This is a genomic window from Plantibacter sp. MDV22-iso1 (assembly GCF_058408345.1).
On record NZ_JBZVDY010000001.1, the window covers coordinates 815,985 to 841,463 of the forward strand.

The window sequence follows — 25,479 nt, forward strand, 5'->3', positions numbered from 1 at the left end:
GCCGGGGACTGCCGACGGAACAGGGGGTCACTCCACCTTCTCGATCGGGGCGATCTTGATCAGCAGCTTCTTGGCTCCCGCCGACTCGAACTGCACGTGGGCGATGCGTTTCGCGCCCTCGCCGGTGACGGCGTTCACCCGCCCCACACCGAAGTCCGCGTGGGAGATGCGGTCGCCGGGGACGAGCTCGAGATCGCCGTTGTCGCGGACCTTCGCCGTGATGCGGTTGGCCCAGGCCGTCTCCGGCTTGCTCGAACCGCCGGAAAACCGGGTGTCGCCCGCGGAGGCTCCTTCCGGGAGCGAGCGGACCGACCAGCGGTCGCTCGAAGGGGCGCGGCGGGCGTTCAGGGCGCGAGACTGGGTTCCACCACGACCGTTGACGTTGCCGGGCGACTGACGCCACTCGATCAGTTCGGCCGGGATCTCCTGCAGATAGCGGCTGGGCATGGCGACGGCCGTCTCGCCGTACTGGGCACGAGTCATCGCCAGCGAGAGGTAGAGGCGCTTACGGGCGCGGGTGATGCCGACGTAGAACAGGCGCCGCTCCTCCGCCGGGCCGCCAGGCTCGTTCGCCGACATCCGGTGCGGGAGGAGGTCCTCCTCGATGCCCGTCAGGAAGACCGCATCGTACTCGAGGCCCTTCGCCGTGTGCAGGGTCATGAGCGACACGCTGCCCGTCGCGTCGTCGAGGTCGTCGGCCGCGGCGACGAGCGAGACCTCCGTCAGGAAGTCGACGATGCCGCCGTCGGGGTTGTTCTTGGCGAACTCCTTGGTGACGGCGATGAGCTCGTCGACGTTCTCGGCGCGTGCCTCATCCTGCGGGTCGCGACTGTTGCGCAGCGAGTCGAGGTAGCCGCTCTTCGTCATGAGGAGCGACAGGACGTCGCCGACCGCGGTCGCGGACGCCGTCGGGCGGTCGGCCGCAGCGGCGTCGTCGAGCGCGGCCTGCGCTTCGTCGAGGAGCGCCGACAGCTGCAGGATCGCGCTCGTGACCTTCGGCCCGAGCCCGAGGGCGTCGGCACGCCGCATGGCCTCGCGGAAGGTGACGCCGTTGTTCTCGGCGAAGCTCGCGAGTGCCGTCTCCGTCGCCGGTCCGATGCCACGCTTGGGCGTGTTCAGGATGCGCCGCAGCGCCATGATGTCGGCGGGGTTCGCGACCGACACGAGGTAGGCGAGGGCGTCCTTGATCTCGGCGCGTTCGTAGAACTTGGTGCCGCCCATGATCCGGTACGGGAGGGCCGCGCGGATGAAGATCTCCTCGAGCGCACGGGTCTGGGCGTTCGTGCGGTAGAACACCGCGATGTCGCTGTAGGCCGTGCCGGCGTTCCGGAGCTTCTCGATCTCGTCGGCGATGAACTGCGCCTCGTCGTGGCCGGAGTACCCCGTGAAGCCGACGATCTTCTCTCCGTCGCCGACTGCCGTCCAGAGCTTCTTGTCCTTGCGGTCGAAGTTGTTGGAGATGACCGCGTTCGCGGCCGAGAGGATGTTCTGCGTGGAGCGGTAGTTCTGCTCGAGCAGCACCACCTTGGCACCCGGGAAGTCGCGCTCGAACTCGGTGATGTTCCGGATGTCGGCCCCGCGGAACGCGTAGATCGACTGGTCCGAGTCGCCGACGACGGTGAGCGAGGCACCCTCGGTGCGGGTGATGGCGAGCTGATCCGTGCCGGCCTCGGGCGCACGCGTGAGCTCCCGGATGAGCGAGTACTGGGCGTGGTTGGTGTCCTGGTACTCGTCGACGAGGATGTGGCGGAACCGCTGCTGGTACTGCGCGGCGACGTGCGGGAACGCGCGGAAGAGGAACACCGTCTGGCTGATGAGGTCGTCGAAGTCGAAGGCGTTCGCGTCGGCCAGCGCGCGCGTGTACTTCCGGAAGACCTGCAGGAAGACGAGTTCCTGCGGGTCGTTCGTGTTGATCGTGCGGGAGTACGACTCGACGTCCGACAGCTCGTTCTTGAGCTTCGAGATCTTCGCGGAGGTGTTGGACGGCGTGAAGCCGTACGCATCGGCCTCGAGCTCCTTGATGATCCGCTTCAACAGGGCGCGTTGGTCGCCGCTGTCGTAGATCGTGAAGTTCTTGGTGAAGCCGAAGTGCTCGGCCTCGCGCCGGAGGATGCGGACGCAGGCGGAGTGGAAGGTGGAGATCCACATGCCCTGCGCGGTCTGGCCGACGAGCGCCTGCACCCGCTCACGCATCTCGGCGGCGGCCTTGTTGGTGAACGTGATCGCCAGGATCTGGCTCGGCCAGGCCTCCCGCTGCTCGAGCAGCAGCGCCACGCGGCGGGTGAGCACACTCGTCTTGCCCGATCCGGCACCGGCGACGATGAGCAGGGCCTGGCCCCGGTACTCCACCGCGATCCGTTGCTGTGGGTTGAGCCCCTCCAGCAGCCGACTCCCGCCGGCACGCTCGTCGGAGGACGACTCGGGGACGGTTGCCGTGGGCCAGCCGACGATCACCGGTTGCACGGCGTCGGCGTTCGAAGAAGGAGAGCTCGCCATATCGCCTGCAAGTCTAGGCGCTGCCTCCGACATCGCTCGGCCGAGCACCGCCGTCGCGGTGTTCCACCCGCTCGCCGGCCGCGGACCGGGCGGCGACACCGAGGTCGGCCTGGTCGACGAAGCAGCCGTCGACCCCCGAGGAGAGCACCAGGACGAACTCCTCGAGCCAGCGGCCGACCGCCGCCGGATCGGCCCCGTCCCGGAAGGGTGGCGCGAGGAACCGGTTCTCGGGGCGGAGGGTCCAGGTGTAGACGCGCAGGCCCACCGCGTGGGCGCGCTCCACGAGGTCCGTCGGGTGGGCGCCGTCGTCGTCGAGGTCGATGAGCATCGCCTTGTCCACACTGATGGCGTCGACCTCGAGGGCGAGCGCCGCGAGTCCGGCGTCGGTCATCGCGTCGGCGTAGGACGGGGCCGAATCCCCCAGCCGGGCGACGAGGTCGCTCGGCCTGCCGGACCGCTCGATGAGGTACACGAACTCCGCCTGCACCCGACGGGCCTGCAACGCCGTGAGGACCGACTGCTCGAACGACTCGATGATGAGCGGTTCGGCATCGGGATCGGTGCCGAACCCCAGAGCGGCGAGCTCCTCGGCCAGGAGTCGATCGAGTGGGAGTCCGATCGAAGCGAAGTAGTCGGCGTGCTTCACCTCGGCCACGACACCGACGGGTCGTCGGTGCGCTTCGGCCGCACTGCGTACGACCTCGACGAGGTCGGCGAACCGCAGGATGCCCTCGGTGCCGTCGAATCCCGCACTCACCGTCCGCACCTCGGGGATCCGCTCACGCGCGGTCAAGGTCGACAGCTCGGCCCAGGTGAAGTCCTCGGTGAACCATCCGGTCAGCTCGTGGCCGTCGACGCGCTTCGTCGTCCGCCGGTCGGCGAACTCCGCCCGGGCGGCGACGTCGGTCGTCCCGGAGATCTCGTTCTCGTGTCGGACCACGAGGACGCCGTCCTTCGACGCGACGAGATCGGGCTCGACGGCGTCCGCACCCAGCGCGACGGCCAAGCGGTAGGAGGACTCGGTGTGCTCGGGGCGGTAACCGGGAGCCCCGCGGTGTCCGATGACGAGCGGGTTGGGCAGGGAGTCGATGCGCACGCCATCAGCCTAGGACGACGCTCCGGCATGCGCGCAGGGTGCCGGCTGTCAGCCCGCCGCGAACATCGGCGCCCGTTCGGGGTTTTCCACGCGCGACCCGGCTGATTCAAAGGGAACTCGGATACTCTGGGTGTCAGCAGCGCCGCTTGGCGCGACACAGCCTCCACGACTGAGAGTAGGAATCAGCCATGGCCCTCGACAATCCCGCGTTCTCGAAGAACCCGGCATTCGCGAAGCAGGGAGGCGGGACGCTGCAGGCAGCTCAAGCAGCGAACCCCTCGCTGACCGCCGAACAGCTCCGCAAGATGTACGAGCAGCCCACCGCACCGGCGGGTGTCGGCACCGCCGACCGCATGACGATCGAGAACACGCTCGTCAAGACGCTCGGCTCGTTCGCCGTCCTCGTCGTGTTCGCCGTCATCTCCTGGATGTGGACGACCTCCCTCCTGCAGGCAGGCAGCGGCTACGCCCTCCCCATGATCATCGGCATGATCGGTGGTCTCGGTCTCGGGCTCGTCAACTCCTTCAAGAAGGAGCCGGTCCCGGCGCTCATCCTCGGATACGCCGTCTTCCAGGGACTCTTCGTCGGCGGCATCTCGCGCGTCTTCGAGGCGAACCCGGCCTGGTCGGGCGTCGTCGTCCAGGCGGTCCTCGCGACCCTCGCCGTCGTCGGCGTGACCCTCGCGCTCTTCGCGAGCGGCAAGGTCCGCGCCTCCAAGAAGCTGACGAAGGTCTTCCTCGTCGCCATCATCGGCTACGGCGTCTTCCAGCTCCTCAACCTCGTGCTCATGTTCACGGGCGTCCTGAACAACCCGTTCGGCCTCTACGGCGCGACGATCTTCGGCATCCCACTCGGGATCGTCATCGGCATCTTCGCGGTGCTGATGGGCGCGTACTCGCTGGTGCTCGACTTCGACTTCATCCAGCGCGGCGTGCAGAACCGCGCACCCGCCAAGTACGGCTGGACCGGCGCCTTCGGCATCATGGTCACGGTCATCTGGATCTACGTCGAGATCCTGCGTCTGCTGGCCATCTCCCGCAACTAGCACCGAACGCACTGCAAGGCCCGTCCCGTTCGCGGGGCGGGCCTTCGTCGTTCGAGGAACCGGCCGGTCGCGCTACTGCCCTTCGACAGGCTCAGGGACCGAACCCCTCGCACCGGGCACCATCCCCGGTCCCTGAGCCACCCACCCCGGTCCCTGAGCCTGTCGAAGGGCGCGGACGACGGAAGGCCGCCCCGCGAACGGGACGGCCTTCCGATGCTTCAGGGAGCGATCACTCCCACTCGATGGTCCCCGGCGGCTTCGACGTGACGTCGAGCACGACGCGGTTGACGTCCTTCACCTCGTTGGTGATGCGGTTACTGATGCGCGCGAGGACGTCGTACGGCAGGCGGGTCCAGTCGGCGGTCATGGCGTCTTCAGACGAGACCGGTCGCAGCACGATCGGGTGACCGTAGGTGCGGCCGTCGCCCTGCACGCCCACCGAACGGACGTCCGCCAGCAGGACCACGGGGCACTGCCAGATCTCCTGGTCGAGCCCGGCCGCGGTCAACTCCTCGCGGACGATCGCGTCGGCGTCGCGAAGGAGGTCGAGACGCTCGGCCGTGACCTCACCGACGATGCGGATACCGAGTCCGGGACCGGGGAACGGCTGACGGCCGACGATCTCCTCCGGGAGGCCCAGCTCGCGGCCGATCGCCCGGACCTCGTCCTTGAACAGGGTGCGCAGGGGCTCGACGAGTTCGAACTGGAGGTCTTCCGGCAGGCCGCCGACGTTGTGGTGGCTCTTGATGTTGGCCGTGCCGGATCCGCCTCCGGACTCGACGACGTCGGGGTACAGCGTGCCCTGGACGAGGAAGCGGATGGGCTCGCCTTCGCTCTGGGCCTCCTTGACGAGGTCGATCTCGGCCTGTTCGAAGGACCGGATGAACTCGCGGCCGATGATCTTGCGCTTCTGCTCCGGGTCGCTGACGCCGGCGAGCGCCGTCAGGAACTGCTCGCGCGCGTCGACCGTGACCAGCCGGACGCCGGTCGAGGCGACGAAGTCCTCCTCGACCTGGCGCCGCTCGTCCTTCCGGAGCAGGCCGTGGTCGACGAAGATGCAGACGAGCTGGTCGCCGACGGCCTTGTGCACGAGCGCCGCGGCGACGGCCGAGTCGACACCGCCGGAGAGCCCGCAGATGACCTTGGCGTCGCCCACCTGGGAGCGGATGCGGTCGACCTGTTCGGCGATGACGTTGCCGCTGTTCCAGTCGGCCGGGATGCCCGCCGCCCGGTGGAGGAAGTTCTCGAGCACCTGCTGGCCGTAAGCGGAGTGCTTGACCTCGGGGTGCCACTGGACGCCGTAGAGGCCGCGTTCCGCGTTCGCGAAGGCGGCGACCGGAGTCGAGGCGGTCGAGGCGAGGACCTCGAAGCCCTCGGGGGCCTTGGAGACGGAGTCGCCGTGGCTCATCCAGACGTTCTGCTCGGTCGGGACGCCGTGCAGGAGGGTGCCCGGGACGTCGACGACGCTGGTCGCGTCGGTGGCGCCGTACTCCCGGAGACCGGTGTGTGCGACCTCTCCGCCGAGCTGTTTGGCCATGACCTGGAAGCCGTAGCAGATGCCGAAGGTCGGGACGCCGAGCTCGAGGATGCCCTCGTCGAGCGACGGAGCGCCCGGCTCGTACACGCTGGACGGGCCGCCGGACAAGACGATCCCGACGGGGTTCTTGGCGGCGACCTCGGCGGCGGACACGGTGTGCGGCACGATCTCGGAGTACACGCCGGCTTCGCGGACGCGACGCGCGATCAGCTGCGCGTACTGCGCACCGAAGTCGACGACGAGGACCGGTCGGGCGGCGGTCTGCTCCGCTGCGGCGGCGGGGGCGGTTTCACTCACTGCATGGACTCCACGGGTTCGGCGGCCGCTGCTGCTTCGCGGCCGGAGAGGTAGCCCTTCACTTCCCGCGGGATGCGGCTCTCGAAGAAGAAGGACAGGAACGGGATGATGCCGCCGAGCGCGAGCCAGAGCAGACGCAGGACGTTCCACCGCATGAGGCTCCAGAGCCGGAACGCGGCGAACAGGTACACGACGTAGAACCAGCCGTGGATGATGAGGATGCCCGTGCTCAGGTTGACCGCGGTGGCGGTGCCGGAGGGCACGAAGGCGAGGAAGCCGTAAGCACCGCCGAGTTCGAGCTCGAGGCCGAACGCGTACTTCATGAGCATCTCGGCGCAGAGCGACAGGAGCAGCACACCGGTGATGGGGGCGGCCACCTGGTAGAACTTCAGCGCGCCTCGGATCGCGGGAAACGTCGACGGTTTCGGCTGGAGGGGCATGCCCCCATCCTACCCGCGGCCGCCAAGCGACCGGACATCACGGACGGAGCGCTGCGGCCTCCTCCTCGGCGTCCTCGAGCTCCTCGATCTCGCGCTCCCAGGCGTCCTTGGCGAGCTGGAACCACAGGAACACGGCGAAGCACGCGAAGACGACCCACTCGGCCGCGTAGAAGATGTTCAACCAGTTGAGCTGGATCTCCTGGCTGGGCGCGGGTGACGAGATGGGCTCGAGTCCGTCGACGGCCACGTCGTCCACGACGAACGCACTGAACACCCGCAGGCCGTCGGCGTCGTTCCAGCGGTTCAGCAGCGCGGCGACCGACATGTTGTCGAGGTCGGTCGGTGCGGCGTCCGCTGCCGGTTCCTCCGGGCCCTCCGGCGGGTTCAGACGCCCTTCGAGCTCCACGGCACCGGTGGGGGCGTCCGCGTTCAATGCCTCCGCGACACGGTCGGCGGTCTCGCGATCCTTCGTCCACCCGAGCGCGACGGCGAGACCGGCCTGATCCGGGCGGTCGGTCGCGAGGTGGCCCGTCACCCAGTACCCGAGCGTGCCGTCGTTCACCCGGTTGCCCACCACGAGGTAGTCCTCCGGCACCCAGGTGCCCGAGACGCTCACCCGTTGTCCGGCGTCCGCCTCTCGGATGCCGACGCCCGGTTCGAGGACGTCCGCGAGTGGCCGGACCGATTCGGTCTCGGTCGGCACCACCTGCCCGGATTCGATGGCGCGTGCGAGCTGCCACTGCCCGAGCGCGGCGAACGCGCCCGCGACGGCGAGGCAGAGGACGAGGACGCCGATCCACCGGGGACGCAGCATGACGGAGCGGAGCGTCGGACGGACCTGTCCGTGGTTGTCGGGGCCTGGTGCCGACGGGGCGGTGCTAGTAATCGGGCTCTCGCTTTCGTGCTGGTGGTTCCTGGTCGTTCATCGCCTGTTCGACGAGTCGGTCGATGGCCGCCTGATCGGTGTCGACGTCCGTCGTGCCCTGGTCGTCGCCCACACCCTCGACGAGCGCGATGGCCTCCTCCGCCGACGTGTCCACCTGCTCCACTCGGCGCGCCTTCCGGCGACGCGGACGCAGGATGACGGCGCCGATCTGCTCGGACCGGCCGGCGACGATCGGGCCCATCACAGCCATGATGAGCACGTAGAGCCCGGCGAACGGTTGGATGAGCGGGTTGAGCCCTGCGCTCAGCGAGAGCGTCGCGAGGATGAGGGCGAATTCGCCGCGATTCTGCAGGATGACCGCGGCGTTGATCCCCGCTTGCGGCCCGAGTCCGTTGAGCCAGGCGACGAACTGACCGGCCAGGACGTTGAGGACCACCGTCATGAGGACAGCGAGGAGGACCGGGACGAGGACGCTGCCGAACTTCGTCGCGTCGAGCGCGAGGCCGAAGTTCAAGAAGAAGAACGCACCGAACACGTCGCGGAGCGGGATCGCGATCTGCTCGATCTTGTTGCGGAACCGGGTGGCCCCGAGGACCAGCCCGATGAGGAAGGCGCCGATCGCGTCGGTGACCCCGAGGAGCTCGCCGATACCGCCGAACGCGACCGCGAGGCCGAAGAACAGGATCGTGAAGAGCTCGTCGTCCTTCGTGCGGAACAAGCGCGACACGAATCGGCCGCCGAAGCGCGCGATCGCGAACATCACGAGGATGAACGTGAAGGCGATCGCGAGCTTGCCGATGACCGGCCACACCTCGCTCTCGCCGCTCAGGACGACACCGACGATGGCCAGGTAGATGGCGATGAAGATGTCCTCCACCACGGTGACGCCCAGGATCATCGGCGTCTCGTCGTTCGTCAGCCGTTTGAGCTCGATGAGGAGCTTCGTGACGATCGCGCTCGAGCTCGTCGCCGTGATGCCGGCGATGATGAGCGCCTCTCGCGTGCCCCACCCGACCAGGAACCCGAACACCAGCCCAGCGGCCATGTTGACGAGGATGTAGGAGCCACCGGACACGATGAGCTTCCCGGCGTTGCCGAAGAACTCGTCCTGATCGAACTCCAGACCGAGGTTGAACAGCAGGAGCACGAGGCCGAAGACGGCGATGAGTTCGATCTGCGCGCTGGCGAAGTCGAGCGGGAACCAGCCCGTGTACGGACTCGCGAGCAGGCCGACGAGCATGTAGACGGGGATCGACGGGAGGCCGATCAGCTTGCCGAGACGGCCGAGGATGTAGGCGATGACGAACAGGACGCCGAGGATGAGCAGATCCTGGCCGAGGTGGGGGTTTTCGGTCGCGGCGTGCAGCATGCCTACCCTCCGGGCGGAGCGTCGACGGCGACCTTCTTGACGGCGCCCGAACGGAAGTAGGCGAAGGCCTTGGCGACCTTCTCGGGACTGCCCGCGACGACGAGGGTGTCTCCCGGGAAGACCCGGAAGTCCGCTGCCGGGGCCGGGTTGGCGGAGTCGCCACGCACGACGGCGACGACGGTCAGCCCGACCATGCCTTTCTCGGCGGGGTTCCCGAGCGGCTGCCCGGCGATGTGGTCTTCGTAGTCGACGGTGAACCAGTCGATGCTGAGGCCGGGGATCTGGTCGAGCGCGCTGAGCGACTCGGTGATCCGTGTGCCACCGAGGAGTTCGGCCAGCGTGTGCGCCTCGTCCTCGTTGAGCCGGAGCGACACCTTGCCGGCATCGGCACCGTCTTCGTGGTCGGCGAAGGTGATGAGGTCGCTGTGGCCGGACCGGTGGGCGATGACGCCGACCTTGCCGCCGTCGTCCGTGACGAAGGTGTGGAGCACACCGACCCCGGGAAGTTTGACCCGCCGAACATCCACCATGGCTGTACTCCTCAGGCTTGTTGTGGCAGTCCTCCTAGTCTATCCGCCACACCTGGCCCGCCCGCCCGAGGCGCCCGCAGCCGTTCCGCTGCGGGCGATCACCGCAGGTTCAGGCCCCCGGGACGATGTCCGGTGCCTCCAGGCGCACGCGGTCCGCCGCTTCGTCGTTCGGCTGCTCCTGCGACGCCCGCTCCGCGGCGACGCGCTTCAGGTAGTAGGAGACCTCCTTTTCGATGCGCTCCTCGTCCCACCCGAGGACCCCACCCATGAGCTTCGCCGCGACCGGGGCCGCCGAGACACCGCGGTCCCAGGCCTCGATGGAGATCCGCGTCCGACGGGCGAGGACGTCGTCGAGATGGAGGGCGCCCTCGTGGGAGGCCGCGTAGACGATCTCCGCCCCGATGTAGTCGTCCGCTCCCGGCAGTGCTTCGGCGAGCGTCGGGTCGTCCTTGATGAGGTCGAGCAGCTCATCCGTCAGGACGCCGTAGCGGTTCAGCAGGTGCTCGATACGCGCCGTGTGCACCCCGAAGGCCCGCGCGATCTTGCCCCGCTTGTTCCAGGCCGCCTGATACCCCTCGGCTCCGAGGAGGGCGATGTTCTCCGTCGCGCTCGCCGGGATCTTGCCGTCGAGGGCGTCCACCGCGGCGTCGATCGCGTCCTTCGCCATGACCCGGTACGTGGTCCACTTGCCACCGGCGATGACCACCAGTCCGGGGACGGAGTGCGCGACCAGGTGCTCGCGTGACAACTTCGACGTCTGCTCCGACTCGCCGGCCAGCAGCGGACGGAGGCCGGCGTAGACGCCCTCGACGTCCTCACGGGTGAGCGGGACGGCGAGGATCTTGTTGACGTGCTCGAGCAGGTAGTCGATGTCCGCCGCCGTCGCCGCCGGATGCGCCTTGTCGAGGTGCCAGTCCGTGTCGGTCGTGCCGATGAGCCAGTGTCGGCCCCACGGGATGACGAAGAGGACGCTCTTCTCCGTGCGCAGCAGGAGCCCCATGTTCGATTGGAATCGGTCGCGCGGCACGACGAGGTGGATACCCTTCGACGCGCGGACTTTGAACTGGCCCCGCTCCCCCACCATCGACTGCGTGTCGTCGGTCCACACGCCGGTCGCGTTGACGACCTGCTTGGCGCGGATCTCGAAGCGCTCGTCGGTCTGCAGGTCGTGCGCCTTGACGCCCACGACGCGCTGACCGACTTTGATGAAGCCCTCGACCCGCACGCGGCTCGCGACGTGCGCGCCGTAGGCCGACGCCGTCCGCGCGAGGGATGAGACGTACCGGGCGTCGTCGACCTGGGCGTCGTAGTAGGTGAGTCCGCCCACGAACGCGTCCGACTTGAGACTCGGGATCGAGGTCAGGACCTGACGCTTGGACAGGTGCCGGTGGTGCGGGACGCCGGGCGGACGGCCGCCGGTCCAGCTGAAGAGGTCGTAGAGCAGCATGCCGGCACCGATGTAGAGGCGCTCGAAGACCGGCTTGTTGAGCGGGTACAGGAACCGGACCGGCTTCACGAGGTGCGGCGCGATGCGCTGCAGCAGCAACCCGCGCTCGATGAGCGCTTCTCGGACGAGTCGGAAGTCGAGTTGTTCGAGATACCGGATACCGCCGTGCACGAGCTTCGAGGACCGGCTCGAGGTGCCGCTCGCCCAGTCGCGCGCCTCGAGCAGACCGGTGCTGAGACCGCGCGTGACGGCGTCGAGCGCTGCACCGGTGCCCACGATGCCACCACCGACGACGAGGATGTCGAGCTCTTTCGACCTCAACGCTTCGATCGCGGCGTCGCGCTCCTCCATCCCCAGCTTGGTGGAACGTGACACGTTGTTGTGGGTGGTGGCCATCGTCGAACTCCGCTCGCTGGAACCGCCCTCGCGATGATCCTGCCGGAGGCAGGTGCTCGTCCACGAGGCTCTGCCTCAGAGGCTAGTCGGCGCGATGCGACCCGACAACCGCTTGCGGAAGCGGCTCGCTTCCGGCAGGGCTAGGCGCCCTGGTACGGCGCGACGACGACCTCGACCCGCTGGAACTCCTTGAGGTCGGAGTAGCCGGTGGTGGCCATCGAGCGACGGAGCGCGCCGATGAGGTTGGCCGTGCCGTCAGACTTCGGCGACGGGCCGTAGAGGATCTCCTCGAGCGTCGCGACGGTCCCCACCTCGACACGGCGTCCGCGCGGCAGGTGCAGGTGGTGCGCCTCGGCACCCCAGTGCCAGCCACCGCCGGGTGCGTCCGTTGCGCGGGCGAGTGCGGTGCCGAGCATGACGGCGTCGGCCCCCATCGCGACGGCCTTGACGATGTCGCCCGAGGTCCCGAGACCGCCGTCGGCGATGACGTGCACGTAGCGGCCGCCGGACTCGTCGAGGTAGTCGCGACGCGCACCGGCGACGTCGGCCACGGCCGTCGCCATCGGGGCGTGGATGCCGAGCGAGGCCCGCGTGGTGGAGGCGGCGCCGCCACCGAAGCCGACGAGGACGCCGGCCGCACCGGTCCGCATGAGGTGCAGGGCTGCGGTGTAGGTGGCCGCGCCTCCGACGATCACGGGGACGTCGAGTTCGTAGATGAACTTCTTGAGGTTGAGCGGCTCCTGGTTCTTGGAGACGTGCTCCGCCGACACGGTGGTGCCGCGGATGACGAAGAGGTCGACACCTGCGGCGACGACGGTCTCGTAGAGCTCCTGCGTGCGCTGCGGCGAGAGGGCTGCGGCGACGGTGACTCCGGCCGCGCGGATCTCGGCGAGCCGAGCTGTGACGAGTTCGGGCTTGATGGGCTCCGAGTAGATCTCCTGCATGCGCGCGGTCGCGCGGCCGACCGGCAACGACCGGATTTCGGCGAGCAGCGGCTCGGGGTCTTCGTACCGCGTCCAGAGGCCCTCGAGGTCGAGGACGCCGACGCCGCCGAGCTGGCCCATCATGATCGCGGTCGTCGGCGAGACGACGGAGTCCATCGGTGCTGCGAGCACCGGGATCTCGAACTGGTAGGCGTCGATCGACCAGGACACCGAGACGTCCTGTGGGTCGCGGGTCCGCCGCGACGGGACGACGGCGATGTCGTCGAACGCGTAGGCGCGCCGTGCGCGCTTTGACCGGCCGATCTCAATATCCATGCTCACCGCACCAGCCTACCGGTCGCCTGGTGGACGAACACCGGATCCCGTTAAAACTCTGTACGTTTAATTCAGAAATATCTATATTAACGACCAGGTTCGCACCACGGCGCACCAATCAGAGAAGGGATACCAAGTCATGCTCACCACTTCACGGGCCTTCAGTCTCGGAACAATCCTGGCTGTCGTCATCGCTCTCGCTGCGCCGGTAACAGCCAACGCTGCTCCTCCACCTGTTACCGCGACGCCCCTGAGCACAGCAGCTCAGCCCGAGATCACTCCCGAACAGCTTCGACTGGCCGTCGAGGAGTTGAAGGCAGCACAAGTCCCGTTCACCACACAGCAGGTAGGTGAGGACACGATCGAGACATTCGTATTCGAGAACGGGTTCAGCTTCTCGGTGGGACAAGGCCCTTCCGACACGCGTCTCGGCGGAGGGCAGGACTCCGGCGGAATCTATGTCCTGTTCAATGCCTTCGACCAAGGCCTCATCATCGGTGGAGGCGCGATGGCCCTTCAAGGAGCGTTGTGCCTCCTCCCAGGGGTCGGTGCCGCGCTGTGCGTCGTCTTCGGAGCCATCCTCTTAGTCGCATCCACCGCTCTCGCGACGAACGGCATCTGCCAAGGAGGACGAGAGATGAAGATCTACATCGGCGGCAACCAAGGCCGCTGCGTCTACGTATGAGCCCTGAGACCCACAACGTTCCTCCTAAGCGACCTCTACGCGTCCGCCAATCAGTCCTCGCCAGCACCATTGTCGGGATCGTCATCTGTGGCACGACGGCGGTCCGTTTGGGATTCGGCCTCGATGGCTACCTGCTATACGCCCTGTGGATCGGAGGCTTCGCCCTGGTCATGTGGGCGACGCTAACCGCTCTGAACAAACGTCGGATGCGCTGACCACACCTACGCCGACGGTCCGGCAGGCGGAAGCCTGCCGGACCGTCGGCGTTCGTGCGGGTGCCTACTTGCGGTAGTTCGGCGCCTCGACGACGATCTGCACGTCGTGGGGGTGCGACTCCTTGAGGCCCGCGGAGGTGATGCGGACGAACTTGCCCTTGGCCTTCAGCTCGCCGATGTTGCGCGCGCCCACGTAGAACATGGACTGACGCAGCCCGCCGATGAGCTGGTACGCGACGGCCGACACCGGGCCACGGTAGGGCACCTGGCCCTCGATGCCCTCGGGGATCAGCTTGTCGTCGCTCGGGACGTCGGCCTGGAAGTAGCGGTCCTTCGAGTACGAGGTCTTCTCGCCACGCGTCTGCATGGCTCCGAGCGACCCCATGCCGCGGTAGTTCTTGAACTGCTTGCCACCCACGAACACGAGGTCGCCGGGGCTCTCGTCGGTGCCGGCGAGGAGCGAGCCGAGCATCACGGTGTCCGCACCAGCGACGAGTGCCTTCGCGATGTCGCCCGAGTACTGCAGACCGCCATCGGCGATGACCGGGACGTTCGCCTCGCGCGCCGCGAGCGACGCCTCGTAGACCGCGGTGACCTGCGGGACACCGACACCCGCGACGACGCGCGTGGTGCAGATGGAACCAGGACCGACGCCGACCTTGATCGCGTCCGCGCCGGCCTCGATGAGAGCCTGCGCGCCGGAGCGGGTCGCGACGTTGCCGCCGATGACGTCGACACCGGCGAACGCCGGGTCGGCCTTGAGCTTGCGGATGATGTCGAGCACACCGGCGCTCTCACCGTTGGCCGTGTCGACCACGATGACGTCGACACCGGCGTCGAGCAGCTGGCCCGCACGGGACCAGGCGTCGCCGAAGAAGCCGATGGCCGCACCGACCCGCAGACGACCGGTGTCGTCCTTCGTGGCCAGCGGGTACTTCTCGCTCTTGTCGAAGTCCTTGACGGTGATGAGGCCCTTGAGCTTGCCCGCCTCGTCGATGAGGGGCAGCTTCTCGATGCGGTGCTGTGCGAGGAGCGCCATCACCGCGTTGCGGTCGGTGCCGACGGGAGCGGTCACGAGACCGGTGCTCGTCATGACCTCGCTGACGCGGGTCGTGGCCTTCTCGAACGGCGACACGAAGCGCATGTCGCGGTTCGTGATGATGCCGACGAGCACACCCTTGTCGTCGACGACCGGGAGGCCCGAGATGCGGAACTGGCCGCACAGCTCGTCGACCTCGGCGACGGTGGCGTCGGCCGTGGTGGTGATCGGGTTCGTGATCATGCCCGACTCGCTCCGCTTCACGCGGTCGACCTGTTCGGCCTGGTCGGAGATCGACAGGTTGCGGTGGAGGATGCCGATGCCGCCCTCGCGAGCCATCGCGATCGCCATGCGGGCCTCGGTCACGGTGTCCATCGCGCTCGACAGCAGCGGCGTGTTCACGGTGATCCGCTTCGTCAGGCGGGACGAGGTCTCCGCCTCGCTCGGGATGACGTCGGTGTGCCCGGGAAGCAGCAGCACATCGTCATACGTGAGTCCTACGAATCCGAACGGATCAGGCTGGTCCATTTATCCCTCTCATAGCCACGAACACACCGGAGAAACGCAGACCTGCCGGTATCACCATCGTAACCGAGCAGGGCGTACCCCTATTCCACGATCCCGACAAATCGATGCGGAGAAATACGCATGGGCGAAACATGTAGGCAATAATCAGGTTCTATCGTCGAACAGCGTTGTCCGACGCAGGAGAACGGTCCACGGAAGTGGCCCGGCACTGGAGGTGCAGTGAAGTTCGCTGGAACGACCCGAAACCCGAGACTGGCACGGAGATTCGTGCTCCTCATCGCCCTGTTGTTCGGGGCCATCACCCTCACGTCCGTCATGAGCGCCGTCCCGGCTCATGCTGACGAGGTGGGCGAGGAGTACGACTTCTACTTCGCTGGGAACGTCAAGTACGACGACAAACCACTCGAAGGCGTGAACATCACGGTCGACGGCAACGGCTACAAGGCCGATGTCGACACCGACGCCGACGGCAAGTGGAAGATCGGCGTCCCCGAGAAAGGTACGTACAAGGTAACGCTCGACGAGGAGACCCTCCCGAAGGGCGTCATCGTCGCCGAGGGCGGCTCGACCATCGAGGCCGAGTTCGGTCTCACCCAATCGAAGTCCGTGAACTTCTTCCTCGGCGAGGGCGTCCGCGTCACCGTCAGCTTCTGGGACCAACTCGCCGAACGACTCGTCAACGGCCTGAACTTCGGCCTCATGCTGGCCCTCGCCGCCATCGGAGCCTCCCTCGTGTTCGGCACCACCGGACTCAGCAACTTCGCCCACGCGGAGATGGTGACCTTCGGCGCGATCATGGCGCTCGTGTTCGGGGTGTTCCTGCAATGGCCGATCTGGCTGGCCATCATCATCGCCCTCGCCCTGAGCGCCGCGTTCGGCTTCGCGCTCGACGCGGGCATCTGGAGACCCTTGAGACGCAAGGGCGTCGGCATCGTGCAGGTCATGATCGTCTCGATCGGCCTGTCGCTGGCGCTCCGCTACGTGTTCCTCTACTTCATCGGCGGCGGGACGTTCCAGCTGCCCGGTTCCGGAGAGGAGAACATCAAGCTGTTCGGCACGGTCTCACTCAGCGTCACCGACATGATCAGCATGGCGGTCAGCGTCGTGGTGCTCCTCGGCGTGGCCTGGTGGCTCATCAAGACGAAGACCGGCAAGGCGACACGAGCCATCTCGGACAACCCGAGCCTCGCCGCGGCCAGCGGCATCGACGTCGACCGAGTGGTCCGCATCGTCTGGATCCTCGCAGCGACCCTCGCCGGTCTCTCCGGCATCCTGTGGGCGTACTTCCGACCGGGCATCAAGTGGGACATGGGAGCGCAGCTGCTCCTGCTCATCTTCGCGGCCATCACCCTCGGCGGGCTCGGAACCGCCTTCGGCGCCATGGTCGGCGCCCTCATCATCGGCATCCTCGTCGAGGTCTCGACGCTCTGGATCCCGTCTGACATCAAGTACGTCGGCGCCCTCGTGGTGCTCATCGCGGTGCTCCTCGTGAGACCGCAGGGCATCCTCGGACGTCGCGAGAGAATCGGTTAGGGGCACGCGCATGGACTGGGGAAGCATTCTCTCGAACACGCTCGCTTGGGTCATCAGCCCGGAGACGATCGCGTACGCGCTCGCAGCACTCGGCTTGGCCGTGCACTTCGGCTACGGCGGTCTGTTGAACTTCGGTATGGCGGGGTTCATGGCGCTCGGCGCCTACGGCTACGCCATCTCGATCCTGAGCTTCAACCTCCCGTGGTGGGCGGGCATCATCGTCGGCTGTCTGGCCTCGGTGGTCTTCGCCTTCATCCTCGGCATCCCGACCCTGCGACTGCGGGCCGACTATCTGGCCATCGTCACCATCGCGGCGGCCGAGATCGTCCGACTCCTCTTCACCACGCAGGTCTTCGACGAGTTCACGAACTCGGCCGACGGACTCGGCAACTACCACGAGGGCTTCCGGGCCGCGAACCCGATCCCGCCGGGCACGTACGGCTTCGGGCCCTGGGAACTCAACGCGAACCAGTGGTGGGTCCGGATCTTCGGCATCCTGCTGCTCGCCGTCGCCGCACTCCTCGTGTTCCTCCTCATGCGCAGCCCCTGGGGCCGCGTGCTGAAGGGCATCCGCGAGGACGAGGACGCGGTGCGCGCCCTCGGCAAGAACGTGTTCGCCTACAAGATGCAGGCGCTCGTCGTCGGTGGCGTGTTCGGTGCGCTCGGCGGGGTGGTGCTGGCGCTCCCCTCCGCGGTCGTGCCCAGCGTGTACGTCACGAGTCTCACCTTCTTCATCTGGACGATCCTCCTGCTCGGTGGAGCCGCGACGGTCTTCGGGCCGTTGCTCGGCTCGGTGATCTTCTGGGTGATCATGGCGTTCCTCTCGAACGTCCTCCCGGCGCTCGTGAAGGCGGACGTCCTGCCGTTCATGAGCTCGACGCAGGCGTCGACGCTCCGCTACGTGCTGGTCGGTGTCGCGCTCATGCTGATCGTCATCTTCAGGCCGCAAGGCATCCTCGGAAACAAGAAGGAGCTGACCTTTGTCAAGTAACAGCTCACCCACCTCGCGACCGGTCAAGACCACCGGCCTCCACGTCGGCGAGATCGTCCCGGGCGTCAAGAAGGTCGACCCGATCCTCGTCGCCGACCAGGTCACCCGGACCTTCGGTGGTCTGCAAGCGGTGAACGTGGAGCACCTGGAGGTGCCCCGCAACGCGATCACCGCCCTCATCGGCCCGAACGGTGCCGGTAAGACCACGCTGTTCAACCTGCTGACCGGCTTCGACAAGCCGAACACCGGGACGTGGAACTTCGACGGCAAGAGCCTCGGCGGCGTCCCGGCGTTCAAGGTCGCCCGCATGGGTCAGGTCCGGACCTTCCAGTTGACGAAGGCGCTCGGCCTGCTCACGGTGCTCGAGAACATGAAGCTCGGCGCGACCGGCCAGACCGGCGAGGGCATCTTCTCGAGCCTCGTGAAGCCGCTCTGGCGGAAGCAGGAGGAGGACCTCGAGGTCAAGGCGATGGACCTCCTGCGTCGCTTCAAGCTCGACACGAAGCGCGACGACTACGCGGCCAGCCTGTCCGGTGGGCAGCGGAAGCTCCTCGAGATGGCGCGGGCGCTCATGAGCGATCCGAAGCTCGTCATGCTCGACGAGCCGATGGCCGGCGTCAACCCGGCGCTCACGCAGTCCCTGCTCGACCACATCCTGGCGTTGAAGGACGAGGGCATGACCGTGCTGTTCGTCGAGCACGACATGCAGATGGTCCGGCACATCGCCGACTGGGTGGTCGTCATGGCCGAAGGGCGTGTCGTCGCCGAGGGCCCGCCCGACACCGTCATGGAGGACCCCGCCGTCATCGACGCCTACCTCGGGAGCCACCAGGACGTCGACCTCGGGGTCGTGACCGGCAGGATCGCCGGAGAGGACAGCGCTGCGGCCGAGGAGCTGCTCGCCGAGATCGAGGACGAACGGCTCGCGGCTGGTGCCGAGCCCGAGGAGGAGCGGAAATGAGCGACGTGAAGGGTGCGCCGGTCGGCGGCACCGCGGTCAAGACCGCCGAGATGGTCGTGGAGGTCACGGATCTGACCGCCGGGTACCTCCCCGGCGTGAACATCCTGAACAGCGCCAACCTGACCGCCCGGAAGGGCGAGCTCATCGGCATCATCGGACCGAACGGTGCGGGGAAGTCGACGCTGTTGAAGGCGATCTTCGGACAGGTGAAGGTGCGCAGCGGGCAGGTGCTGCTGAACGGCGAAGATATCACGGGGCTCCGGGCGAACAAGCTCGTGGCGCGCGGCGTCGGGTTCGTCCCGCAGACGAACAACGTGTTCCCGAGCCTCACCATCGAGGACAACCTCAAGATGGGGCTGTTCCAGAAGCCGAAGCAGTACAACGAACGCCTCGAGTTCGTCACCGGGATCTTCAGCGAACTCGGGAAGCGGCTCAAGCAGCGTGCCGGTTCGCTGTCGGGTGGTGAGCGCCAGATGGTCGCGATGTCGCGGGCCCTCATGATGGATCCGCACGTGCTGCTCCTGGACGAGCCGTCCGCGGGGCTGTCGCCGGTCCGACAGGACGACGCGTTCATCCGCGTCTCGGACATCAACAAGGCCGGCGTGACGACGATCATGGTGGAGCAGAACGCACGTCGGTGTCTGCAGATCTGCGACCGCGGGTACGTGCTCGACCAGGGTCGTGACGCCTACACCGGGACGGGCCGCGAGCTCCTCTCGGATGACAAGGTGATCGGCCTCTACCTGGGCACCCTCGGCCAGGACGAGGACTGATCAGGGCGATCCCCACTCGCGGGTCGGCGGGTACTTCGGTACCCTCGAACATGCTTGTCCCGGCCGCGTGCCGAGCGACGAGCCAGAAGCCACCGGATCCCGACCGGTGAACGAACCACAACTCCTCCCTCCCCCGAGGGGCACCGTCGTACCAAGACGGCCTCCTGAGACGGGGACGGAGGAGTTGTGCATTCTCCCTCCCCCCTTTCGCCAGCGCGGTGCGCTGACGCGAGCGCGGTCCTGGCGCGTGAGCGCGGGTCTCCGGAGGCACGCGCTCACGCGCTGGACCCGCGCTCACGCCGAGTCCCAGCCCCCGCAGCACAGCGACCCGCGCTGAGGCCGACCACCCGCGCTGGCGTCAGCGCACCGCGCTGGGTGCCACTCCACCCTCGCTCCACCGGAGGCTGGATGGGAGCAGTTCTCCACATCGCTTCCACGACACGAGCTACCGGCGGCGTCGAACGGGCACGGTGAGGCGATGGAATCCTTCGATCTCAACCTGCTCCTCCGCCCGAACGGACTCCTGCTCGTTCGCGACGCGCGCCGGGTCGGTGCCGAGCGCCTGGTGAGCGCCGCCCACCGCGACGGCGACCTGGTGCGTCTGCGGAAGGGCATCTACGTCCCTGAACCGATATGGAGTTCCCTGTCCCCCGATGACCGCTACCGGGTCCGGATCGATGCGGCGGCCGTTGCGCTCCGCAAGGACGCATTGTTCAGCCACTACTCGGCGGCGCGGTTGTGGGGACTCCCGATCGTGGGTCCGTGGCCTCCCGAGGTGCACACGCTGACGAGCGGTGATCGCGGAGGGCGTTCGGCCCCCGGCATCATCCGTCACACCACGCAGGGCTCCGTCACCCGACGGATGCGGTACGGGCTCGCGGTCACGGACCCGGCTCGGACCGTCGTCGATCTCGCCCGGATCGCCCGCCTCGAGGACGCCGTCGCCGTCGCCGACGCTGCCCTCCGGCTCAAGCTCACCGACGAGACGGCGCTCCGCTCGCTCGCACGAGACCTGCCGGGCCGACGGGGAGGACGCCAGGTGCGCTTTGCGATCGAGTTCGCGGACCCGCTCGCCGCGAACGGTGGTGAATCGAAGATGCGGGTCGTGATCGCGCGGCTTGGTTTCGCCCTGCCGGTGCTGCAGCAGGCCTTCTCCGACGCAGACGGACCGGTCGGCGTGGTCGATGCGGTCTGGCCGGACGAGCGCATCATCCTCGAACTCGACGGCCGACAGAAGTATGTGCGGGAGGAGTTCACGCAGGGACGGGACGTGGCCGACATCGTCCTGGCGGAGAAGCATCGGGAGGACCGTCTGCGCGCGCTCGGCTACACCGTCGTCCGCGCCACCTGGGAGGACCTGGTCCATCCGAGTCGGCTCGCCGCGAAGCTCGAGCGCGCGGGGCTGCAACGCCCGTTCCGTTGACCCGGGCGTCCGACTGGTCGCTGTCAGCGCGGTGCGCCGGCGTGAGCGCGCCCCGCTGCGCCGCATGGGCTCGGAATCGGCGTGAGCGCGTCGCAGACGCGTGAGCGCGGGTCTCCGGAGACCCGCGCTCACGCGCTGGACACGCGCTCGCGTCAGCGCACCGCGCTGGCGCCACCACACACGGCACAGCACACGCGGGGGGGGGCATCTACAGCTGCCGGACACGACGGAGGCCCCGGATCGCTCCGGGGCCTCGTCAGTCGCGTGGGCGACTAGTTGGTGCGGGTGTACTTGTTGTCGTCACCGTACTGGTAGATACCGATGGTCGCCTCGGTCGGGTCGCCGTTCTCGTCGAACGTGATCGGACCGGAGTTGCCGTCGTAGTCGATCTTCTTGCCGTCGGCGATGGCCTTCGCACCCTCTTCGAAGGTGGTCACCTTCTCGCCCTTGTCCTTGCCACCGGACACGGACTGGAGCTCGGCCGCCATGTCGGCGCCCTCGGTCGAGCCGGCCTGCAGCGCCGCGAGGGCGAGCAGGATGACGGCGTCGTAGGATTCAGCCGCGTAGCTGTAGTCCTTCAGCGGCTCGCCACCCTCGTCCTTCACGAACGACTGGAGGCGGTCGGTGAAGTCACCGAGCTTCGCGGTGTCGAGACCGGGCAGCGTGCCCTTGGCGCCCGTCAGCGTGCCCGGAGCGAAGTCCGCGCTGTAGTCGGCGAGGTTGCCGTCGACGAAGTAGAGCTTGTCCGACGGGAAGCCGGCGAGACCGGGGACGATCGTCTTGGTCTCCTCGAACGCGATGATCGCGATCGCGTCGGGGTTCTCCGCCTTGACCGCGCTGATCTGCGCGTCGAACGAGGTGTCACCCGTGTTGTAGGACTGCTCGGCGACCACTTCACCGCCGGCGCTCTCGAACGCCTCCTTGGTGAACTTCGCGAGGCCGGTGCCGTACGAGTCGTTCAGGTAGATGATGCCGAGGGTGGCGTTGCCGTCCTCCGCGATCAGGTTCCCGAGGACCTCGCCCTGCAGCACGTCGGACGGCGCCGTCCGCCAGTAGAGACCGTTGTCGTCCCACGTGGTGAAGTCCGCGGAGGTGTTCGCCGGGGAGAACTGGATGACGCCTGCGCCGGTGACTTCGTCGATGAAGAGCTTCGACACACCCGAGGACGCTGCACCGATGATGGCGGTGACGCCCTCTGAGAGCAGACGGGGGACCTCGGTCGCGTACGCCTTGTTGTCGGAGTCACCCGAGTCGCCGAGCGTCAGGTCGATCTTGATGCCGAGGTCGGCGTCGTTGACCTCCTTGACCGCGAGACCGACACCGGCCTCCTCGGGCGGGCCGAGGAACGCGAGGTTACCGGTCTGCGGCAACGCCGTGCCGAGCTTCAGGGTCAGGTCGCCAGCAGGCTTGCTGCTGCTGCCGCTGTCGCCGCTACCACTCGAGGCGCAACCGCTCAGGACCAGCGCGCTGGCTCCGATCAGTGCGATACCACCGAGAACGATGGAACGTGGGCGGGAGCGAGCGGCCGTGGCCTTCGAAAAGACGCTCATGGTACTCCTTGCTTGTCAGAAGAGTGGCAGCTCCAGGGGCTGCCGTTGAGTCAAGTTATCCGCTGCACGTGCGCTGGACAATGTCGTTGACGTTACAAGCGTGTAACACGACCAAATCGTTACCTCAGGAGGGGCTGTTTCGCGCTTTTCCTGCAGTGGTCGCGCGATCAGCGCTGGAATCCGCTGTTCAGACCCTCGTCGAGCGGCGTCGTTCGGCCCCGACGACCCGACGACCCCGGGTGGAGGCGACGAGCATGTCGACGGTGAGGATCGCGAGCGCCAGCCACACGAGACCGAAGCCCAACCAGCGCTCCGGCGGCATCGCCTCGTGCAGGACCGCGACACCGACGACGAATTGGATGATCGGTGCGAAGTACTGGATGAAACCCATCCAGGTGAGCGGGAGGCGGCGGGCCGCCGCCGCGAACAGCAGGAGCGGGACGGCGGTGATGACGCCGGCGCCGACGAGGAGCAGGGCGTGCCCGACGCCCGCGGTGCCGATGGTCAGCCCACCGGTCACGCCGACCGCGATGAGCTGGGCGATCGCGACCGGCATCAGCCACACGGTCTCGAGCGTCAACCCGGACACCGCGTCGACCGAGCCGCCCACGAGCTTCTTGATGTAGCCGTAGAGGCCGAATGAGAAGGCCAGGATCAGGGCGATCCAGGGGACGCTGCCGTGTCCGATCGCGAGGACCAGGACCGCGATCACACTCACGACCACCGCGACCCACTGGGCTGGACGCAACCGCTCGCGGAGGAAGAAGACGCCGAGGAAGACGGTCACGATCGGGTTGATGAAGTAGCCGAGCGACGCCTCGACCACTTGGCCGTTGAGCGCGCCGTAGACGTAGGTCTGCCAGTTGACGTAGATGAGCGCTCCGGCGAGGCCCATCGTCAGGACGATGCGGCGCTGGCGGAGGATGCCGAACAGCCGGCGCCAGGAACGGGTCGCCAGGATGAGGACGGCGCAGAAGACGAGGGAGAAGAGGATCCGCCACGCCACGACCTCGAAGGCGCCGGCCGGTGCGAGGGCGATGAAGTAGAGCGGGAGCGCTCCCCAGAGGCAGTAGGCGGCGACCGCCGAGAGCAGTCCGGACCGGCTCCCCTGCTGGGGCACGGCCACACTCGCACGTCGATCCCCTCCCCCGTCAACGGTGACGGAGTGGATGTCGACGTCGGCTGGATCGCTGGGGTTCTGCACTGGTCCAGGCTAGACCCGCGACTCCCCGCGACACCCTCCGGAAACGGACACAGCCCGAATGGCGAATGCCATTCGGGCTGTTGAGCGGCCTGAGCCGCCGGATCCGTGCGCTGGTGACTAGCGGACGACGACTGCGAGGACGTCGCGCGCGGACAGGACCAGGTAGTCCTCACCGGCGTACTTGACCTCGGTGCCACCGTACTTGGAGTAGATCACCTTGTCGCCGACGGCGACGTCGAGCGGGACGCGGTTGCCGTTGTCGTCGATGCGACCGGGTCCGACCGCCACGACCTCGCCCTCCTGGGGCTTCTCCTTGGCGGTGTCGGGGATGACCAGACCGGAAGCGGTGGTCTGCTCTGCCTCGACCTGCTTGATGACGATGCGATCCTCGAGCGGCTTGATGGAGACCGACACGGTTGACCTCTTTCTTGAAACGAAGACGTGGTTAGCACTCACACTGCGAGAGTGCTGATTCCAGTGTAGGCATCTTCTGGCACTCATGCAATGCGAGTGCCAATCAGCGGCTGCTACCGTTGCCGGATGCATCCAGCTCCGCCCGAGGCCCACTGACCATGGACCGTTCGGAACTCGTCGAGCTCCTCACGGCCGACGGCCTCAGGCTCCTCGACTCCCTGCCGCCCTACCCGACGAAGGACGAGGCCGTCCGCCTGGTCGGGCGCCTGCGCAAGGAGGGCCACTCCCCCGAGCTGGTCGCGGCGGTCCTCACGCAGTCGCGGCTCAGGCAGAAGGCCGTCGGCAAGTTCGGTCCGTTCGCCGGCCGCATGCTGTTCACCGAGGCAGGCCTCGAACAGGCCACGCGCCTTCCCGTCGCCGCGCTGCACGCCGGACGTTTCGCCCGGGCCGGCCTCACGCGGGTCGCCGACCTCGGCAGCGGCATCGGCGCCGACTCGATGGCCATGGCCTCGCTCGACCTGGAGGTCACGGCGGTCGACATCGACGAGGTCACCGCGGCCATCGCCAGCTACAACCTCGCCCCGTTCCCCACGGCGACCGTGCGGAACGCCGCCGCCGAGGACGTCTCGCTCGACGACTTCGACGCGGTCTGGTTCGATCCCGCGCGGCGCACCGCAGGACACGCCGACACCGCGCGACTGTCGAGTGCCGCCGACTACACCCCGTCCCTCGACCTGGTCTTCGGTGCGGCGACCAGCCTCCCCACAGGCGTCAAGCTCGGGCCCGGATTCGACCGCTCACTCATCCCCGACGACGCCGAGGCGCAGTGGGTGTCGGTCGACGGACAGCTCGTCGAGATGGCGCTCTGGTTCGGCCCGCTGGCCCGTCCGGACGTCCGACGGTCCGCGCTACTCCTCGCGGACGGCGTCCACCACGAGTTGCACGCCGAGGCCGACGCCGACGACGTCCCCGTGCGGGAACTCGGCGACTACGTGCACGAACCCGACGGGTCGGTGATCCGGGCCCGACTCATCGGCGACCTCGCCGTCCGCTTGGAGGCCGGCATGCTCGGCCAGGGCATCGCCTACCTGACCTCCGACACGGCGACGACCTCGCCGTTCGCCACGACCTTCCGGGTGCTCGAGCGGCTACCGATGGACGAGAAGGTCCTCAAGCGCACGATGCGGGATCGCGGGATCGGCGTCCTCGAGATCAAGAAGCGCGGCGTCGACGTCGACCCTGCGGCGTTCCGGAAGCGCATGGCGCTCAAGGGAGACGGCTCGGCCACGATCATCCTCACGAGGATCGCGGGCAAACACAGTGCGCTGCTCGTCGAACGGGTGACACCGGCCGCTGACGCCTGA

General features: G+C 67.7%; 21 protein-coding genes. 8 read left to right on the forward strand and 13 right to left on the reverse strand.

Annotated elements, in window-relative coordinates; genetic code table 11:
- Positions 1-27: 27 nt before the first annotated feature.
- Both AC4PMY_RS03960 and AC4PMY_RS03965 read right to left on the reverse strand, forming a co-directional pair.
- Positions 28-2,496, reverse strand: coding sequence for an ATP-dependent helicase (locus tag AC4PMY_RS03960; RefSeq protein WP_491622058.1), 2,469 nt, complete (start codon positions 2,494-2,496; stop codon positions 28-30).
- Positions 2,497-2,509: 13 nt separating this feature from the next.
- Entirely contained in the window at positions 2,510-3,586 is a 1,077-nt protein-coding gene (locus tag AC4PMY_RS03965) for a glycerophosphodiester phosphodiesterase family protein (protein WP_491622678.1), read from the reverse strand.
- A 194-nt stretch (positions 3,587-3,780) separates the two neighbouring features.
- Here AC4PMY_RS03965 and AC4PMY_RS03970 point away from each other — a divergent pair, with 194 nt between their 5' ends.
- A complete protein-coding gene (locus tag AC4PMY_RS03970; RefSeq protein WP_064296659.1) occupies positions 3,781-4,638 on the forward strand; it encodes a Bax inhibitor-1/YccA family protein in 858 nt (285 codons plus the stop codon).
- Positions 4,639-4,867: 229 nt separating this feature from the next.
- On the opposite strand, the gene guaA is transcribed toward AC4PMY_RS03970, so the two are convergent.
- The 7 genes from guaA to AC4PMY_RS04005 all read right to left on the reverse strand — a co-directional run bounded on the left by guaA (position 4,868) and on the right by AC4PMY_RS04005 (position 12,799).
- Complete coding sequence (gene guaA / locus AC4PMY_RS03975) at positions 4,868-6,472, reverse strand: glutamine-hydrolyzing GMP synthase (protein ID WP_064296660.1); 1,605 nt, start codon at positions 6,470-6,472, stop codon at positions 4,868-4,870.
- On the reverse strand, positions 6,469-6,912 hold the full coding sequence (locus AC4PMY_RS03980; protein ID WP_056778703.1) for a DUF3817 domain-containing protein: 444 nt from the start codon (positions 6,910-6,912) through the stop codon (positions 6,469-6,471). The genes guaA and AC4PMY_RS03980 overlap by 4 nt, the downstream gene beginning before the upstream one ends.
- Before the next feature lie 37 nt (positions 6,913-6,949).
- Entirely contained in the window at positions 6,950-7,726 is a 777-nt protein-coding gene (locus tag AC4PMY_RS03985; RefSeq protein ID WP_491622059.1) for an SURF1 family protein, read from the reverse strand.
- Between the two features lie 64 nt (positions 7,727-7,790).
- Complete coding sequence (locus tag AC4PMY_RS03990) at positions 7,791-9,167, reverse strand: cation:proton antiporter (RefSeq protein ID WP_491622060.1); 1,377 nt, start codon at positions 9,165-9,167, stop codon at positions 7,791-7,793.
- Positions 9,168-9,169: 2 nt separating this feature from the next.
- Positions 9,170-9,697, reverse strand: a complete 528-nt coding sequence (locus AC4PMY_RS03995; protein WP_491622061.1) for a cation:proton antiporter regulatory subunit — start codon at positions 9,695-9,697, stop codon at positions 9,170-9,172.
- Between the two features lie 109 nt (positions 9,698-9,806).
- On the reverse strand, positions 9,807-11,540 hold the full coding sequence (locus AC4PMY_RS04000; protein ID WP_071259476.1) for a glycerol-3-phosphate dehydrogenase/oxidase: 1,734 nt from the start codon (positions 11,538-11,540) through the stop codon (positions 9,807-9,809).
- Positions 11,541-11,680: 140 nt separating this feature from the next.
- A complete protein-coding gene (locus tag AC4PMY_RS04005) occupies positions 11,681-12,799 on the reverse strand; it encodes a GuaB3 family IMP dehydrogenase-related protein (protein WP_064296664.1) in 1,119 nt (372 codons plus the stop codon).
- Between the two features lie 139 nt (positions 12,800-12,938).
- Between AC4PMY_RS04005 and AC4PMY_RS04010 the strand changes: the two genes are divergently transcribed.
- A complete protein-coding gene (locus tag AC4PMY_RS04010; protein WP_491622062.1) occupies positions 12,939-13,484 on the forward strand; it encodes a hypothetical protein in 546 nt (181 codons plus the stop codon).
- Between the two features lie 279 nt (positions 13,485-13,763).
- Here the strand turns inward: AC4PMY_RS04010 and guaB are convergent, their stop codons facing one another.
- Positions 13,764-15,266 carry an IMP dehydrogenase gene (gene guaB / locus AC4PMY_RS04015; RefSeq protein ID WP_064296666.1) on the reverse strand — a complete coding sequence of 501 codons (1,503 nt, stop codon included), beginning with the start codon at positions 15,264-15,266 and terminating at the stop codon, positions 13,764-13,766.
- A gap of 315 nt (positions 15,267-15,581) precedes the next feature.
- Here guaB and AC4PMY_RS04020 point away from each other — a divergent pair, with 315 nt between their 5' ends.
- From AC4PMY_RS04020 to AC4PMY_RS04040, 5 genes are all read left to right on the forward strand, one after another.
- The gene (locus AC4PMY_RS04020) at positions 15,582-16,799 is read left to right on the forward strand and encodes a branched-chain amino acid ABC transporter permease (protein WP_064296746.1); all 1,218 of its coding nucleotides are present in this window, start codon (positions 15,582-15,584) and stop codon (positions 16,797-16,799) included.
- Positions 16,800-16,809: 10 nt separating this feature from the next.
- Positions 16,810-17,790, forward strand: a complete 981-nt coding sequence (locus AC4PMY_RS04025; protein WP_064296667.1) for a branched-chain amino acid ABC transporter permease — start codon at positions 16,810-16,812, stop codon at positions 17,788-17,790.
- A complete protein-coding gene (locus tag AC4PMY_RS04030; RefSeq protein ID WP_491622063.1) occupies positions 17,780-18,751 on the forward strand; it encodes an ABC transporter ATP-binding protein in 972 nt (323 codons plus the stop codon). The genes AC4PMY_RS04025 and AC4PMY_RS04030 overlap by 11 nt, the downstream gene beginning before the upstream one ends.
- Positions 18,748-19,524, forward strand: a complete 777-nt coding sequence (locus AC4PMY_RS04035) for an ABC transporter ATP-binding protein (protein ID WP_064296669.1) — start codon at positions 18,748-18,750, stop codon at positions 19,522-19,524. The genes AC4PMY_RS04030 and AC4PMY_RS04035 overlap by 4 nt, the downstream gene beginning before the upstream one ends.
- A gap of 478 nt (positions 19,525-20,002) precedes the next feature.
- Positions 20,003-20,947, forward strand: a complete 945-nt coding sequence (locus AC4PMY_RS04040) for a hypothetical protein (protein ID WP_064296670.1) — start codon at positions 20,003-20,005, stop codon at positions 20,945-20,947.
- A 272-nt stretch (positions 20,948-21,219) separates the two neighbouring features.
- Here the strand turns inward: AC4PMY_RS04040 and AC4PMY_RS04045 are convergent, their stop codons facing one another.
- The 3 genes from AC4PMY_RS04045 to groES all read right to left on the reverse strand — a co-directional run bounded on the left by AC4PMY_RS04045 (position 21,220) and on the right by groES (position 24,115).
- Positions 21,220-22,497 (reverse strand): ABC transporter substrate-binding protein, encoded by a 1,278-nt coding sequence (locus AC4PMY_RS04045; RefSeq protein ID WP_064296671.1) that lies wholly within the window; start codon positions 22,495-22,497, stop codon positions 21,220-21,222.
- Between the two features lie 187 nt (positions 22,498-22,684).
- Positions 22,685-23,623, reverse strand: coding sequence for an EamA family transporter RarD (gene rarD, locus AC4PMY_RS04050; RefSeq protein ID WP_082916238.1), 939 nt, complete (start codon positions 23,621-23,623; stop codon positions 22,685-22,687).
- A 195-nt stretch (positions 23,624-23,818) separates the two neighbouring features.
- Positions 23,819-24,115 (reverse strand): co-chaperone GroES, encoded by a 297-nt coding sequence (gene groES / locus AC4PMY_RS04055; protein WP_056008047.1) that lies wholly within the window; start codon positions 24,113-24,115, stop codon positions 23,819-23,821.
- 158 nt (positions 24,116-24,273) lie between these two features.
- Between groES and AC4PMY_RS04060 the strand changes: the two genes are divergently transcribed.
- Positions 24,274-25,479, forward strand: coding sequence for a class I SAM-dependent methyltransferase (locus AC4PMY_RS04060; protein WP_491622064.1), 1,206 nt, complete (start codon positions 24,274-24,276; stop codon positions 25,477-25,479).

Bases quoted from the DNA above. Each gene is read 5' to 3' on its own strand.
- AC4PMY_RS03960 (WP_491622058.1), bottom strand. From the start codon at position 2,496: ATGGCGAGCTCTCCTTCTTCGAACGCCGACGCCGTGCAACCGGTGATC.
- AC4PMY_RS03970 (WP_064296659.1), top strand. From the start codon at position 3,781: ATGGCCCTCGACAATCCCGCGTTCTCGAAGAACCCGGCATTCGCGAAG.
- AC4PMY_RS03980 (WP_056778703.1), bottom strand. From the start codon at position 6,912: ATGCCCCTCCAGCCGAAACCGTCGACGTTTCCCGCGATCCGAGGCGCG.
- AC4PMY_RS03985 (WP_491622059.1), bottom strand. From the start codon at position 7,726: ATGCTGCGTCCCCGGTGGATCGGCGTCCTCGTCCTCTGCCTCGCCGTC.
- AC4PMY_RS03990 (WP_491622060.1), bottom strand. From the start codon at position 9,167: ATGCTGCACGCCGCGACCGAAAACCCCCACCTCGGCCAGGATCTGCTC.
- AC4PMY_RS03995 (WP_491622061.1), bottom strand. From the start codon at position 9,697: ATGGTGGATGTTCGGCGGGTCAAACTTCCCGGGGTCGGTGTGCTCCAC.
- AC4PMY_RS04000 (WP_071259476.1), bottom strand. From the start codon at position 11,540: ATGGCCACCACCCACAACAACGTGTCACGTTCCACCAAGCTGGGGATG.
- AC4PMY_RS04005 (WP_064296664.1), bottom strand. From the start codon at position 12,799: ATGGATATTGAGATCGGCCGGTCAAAGCGCGCACGGCGCGCCTACGCG.
- AC4PMY_RS04010 (WP_491622062.1), top strand. From the start codon at position 12,939: ATGCTCACCACTTCACGGGCCTTCAGTCTCGGAACAATCCTGGCTGTC.
- guaB (WP_064296666.1), bottom strand. From the start codon at position 15,266: ATGGACCAGCCTGATCCGTTCGGATTCGTAGGACTCACGTATGACGAT.
- AC4PMY_RS04020 (WP_064296746.1), top strand. From the start codon at position 15,582: ATGAGCGCCGTCCCGGCTCATGCTGACGAGGTGGGCGAGGAGTACGAC.
- AC4PMY_RS04025 (WP_064296667.1), top strand. From the start codon at position 16,810: ATGGACTGGGGAAGCATTCTCTCGAACACGCTCGCTTGGGTCATCAGC.
- AC4PMY_RS04035 (WP_064296669.1), top strand. From the start codon at position 18,748: ATGAGCGACGTGAAGGGTGCGCCGGTCGGCGGCACCGCGGTCAAGACC.
- AC4PMY_RS04040 (WP_064296670.1), top strand. From the start codon at position 20,003: ATGGAATCCTTCGATCTCAACCTGCTCCTCCGCCCGAACGGACTCCTG.
- AC4PMY_RS04045 (WP_064296671.1), bottom strand. From the start codon at position 22,497: ATGAGCGTCTTTTCGAAGGCCACGGCCGCTCGCTCCCGCCCACGTTCC.
- AC4PMY_RS04060 (WP_491622064.1), top strand. From the start codon at position 24,274: ATGGACCGTTCGGAACTCGTCGAGCTCCTCACGGCCGACGGCCTCAGG.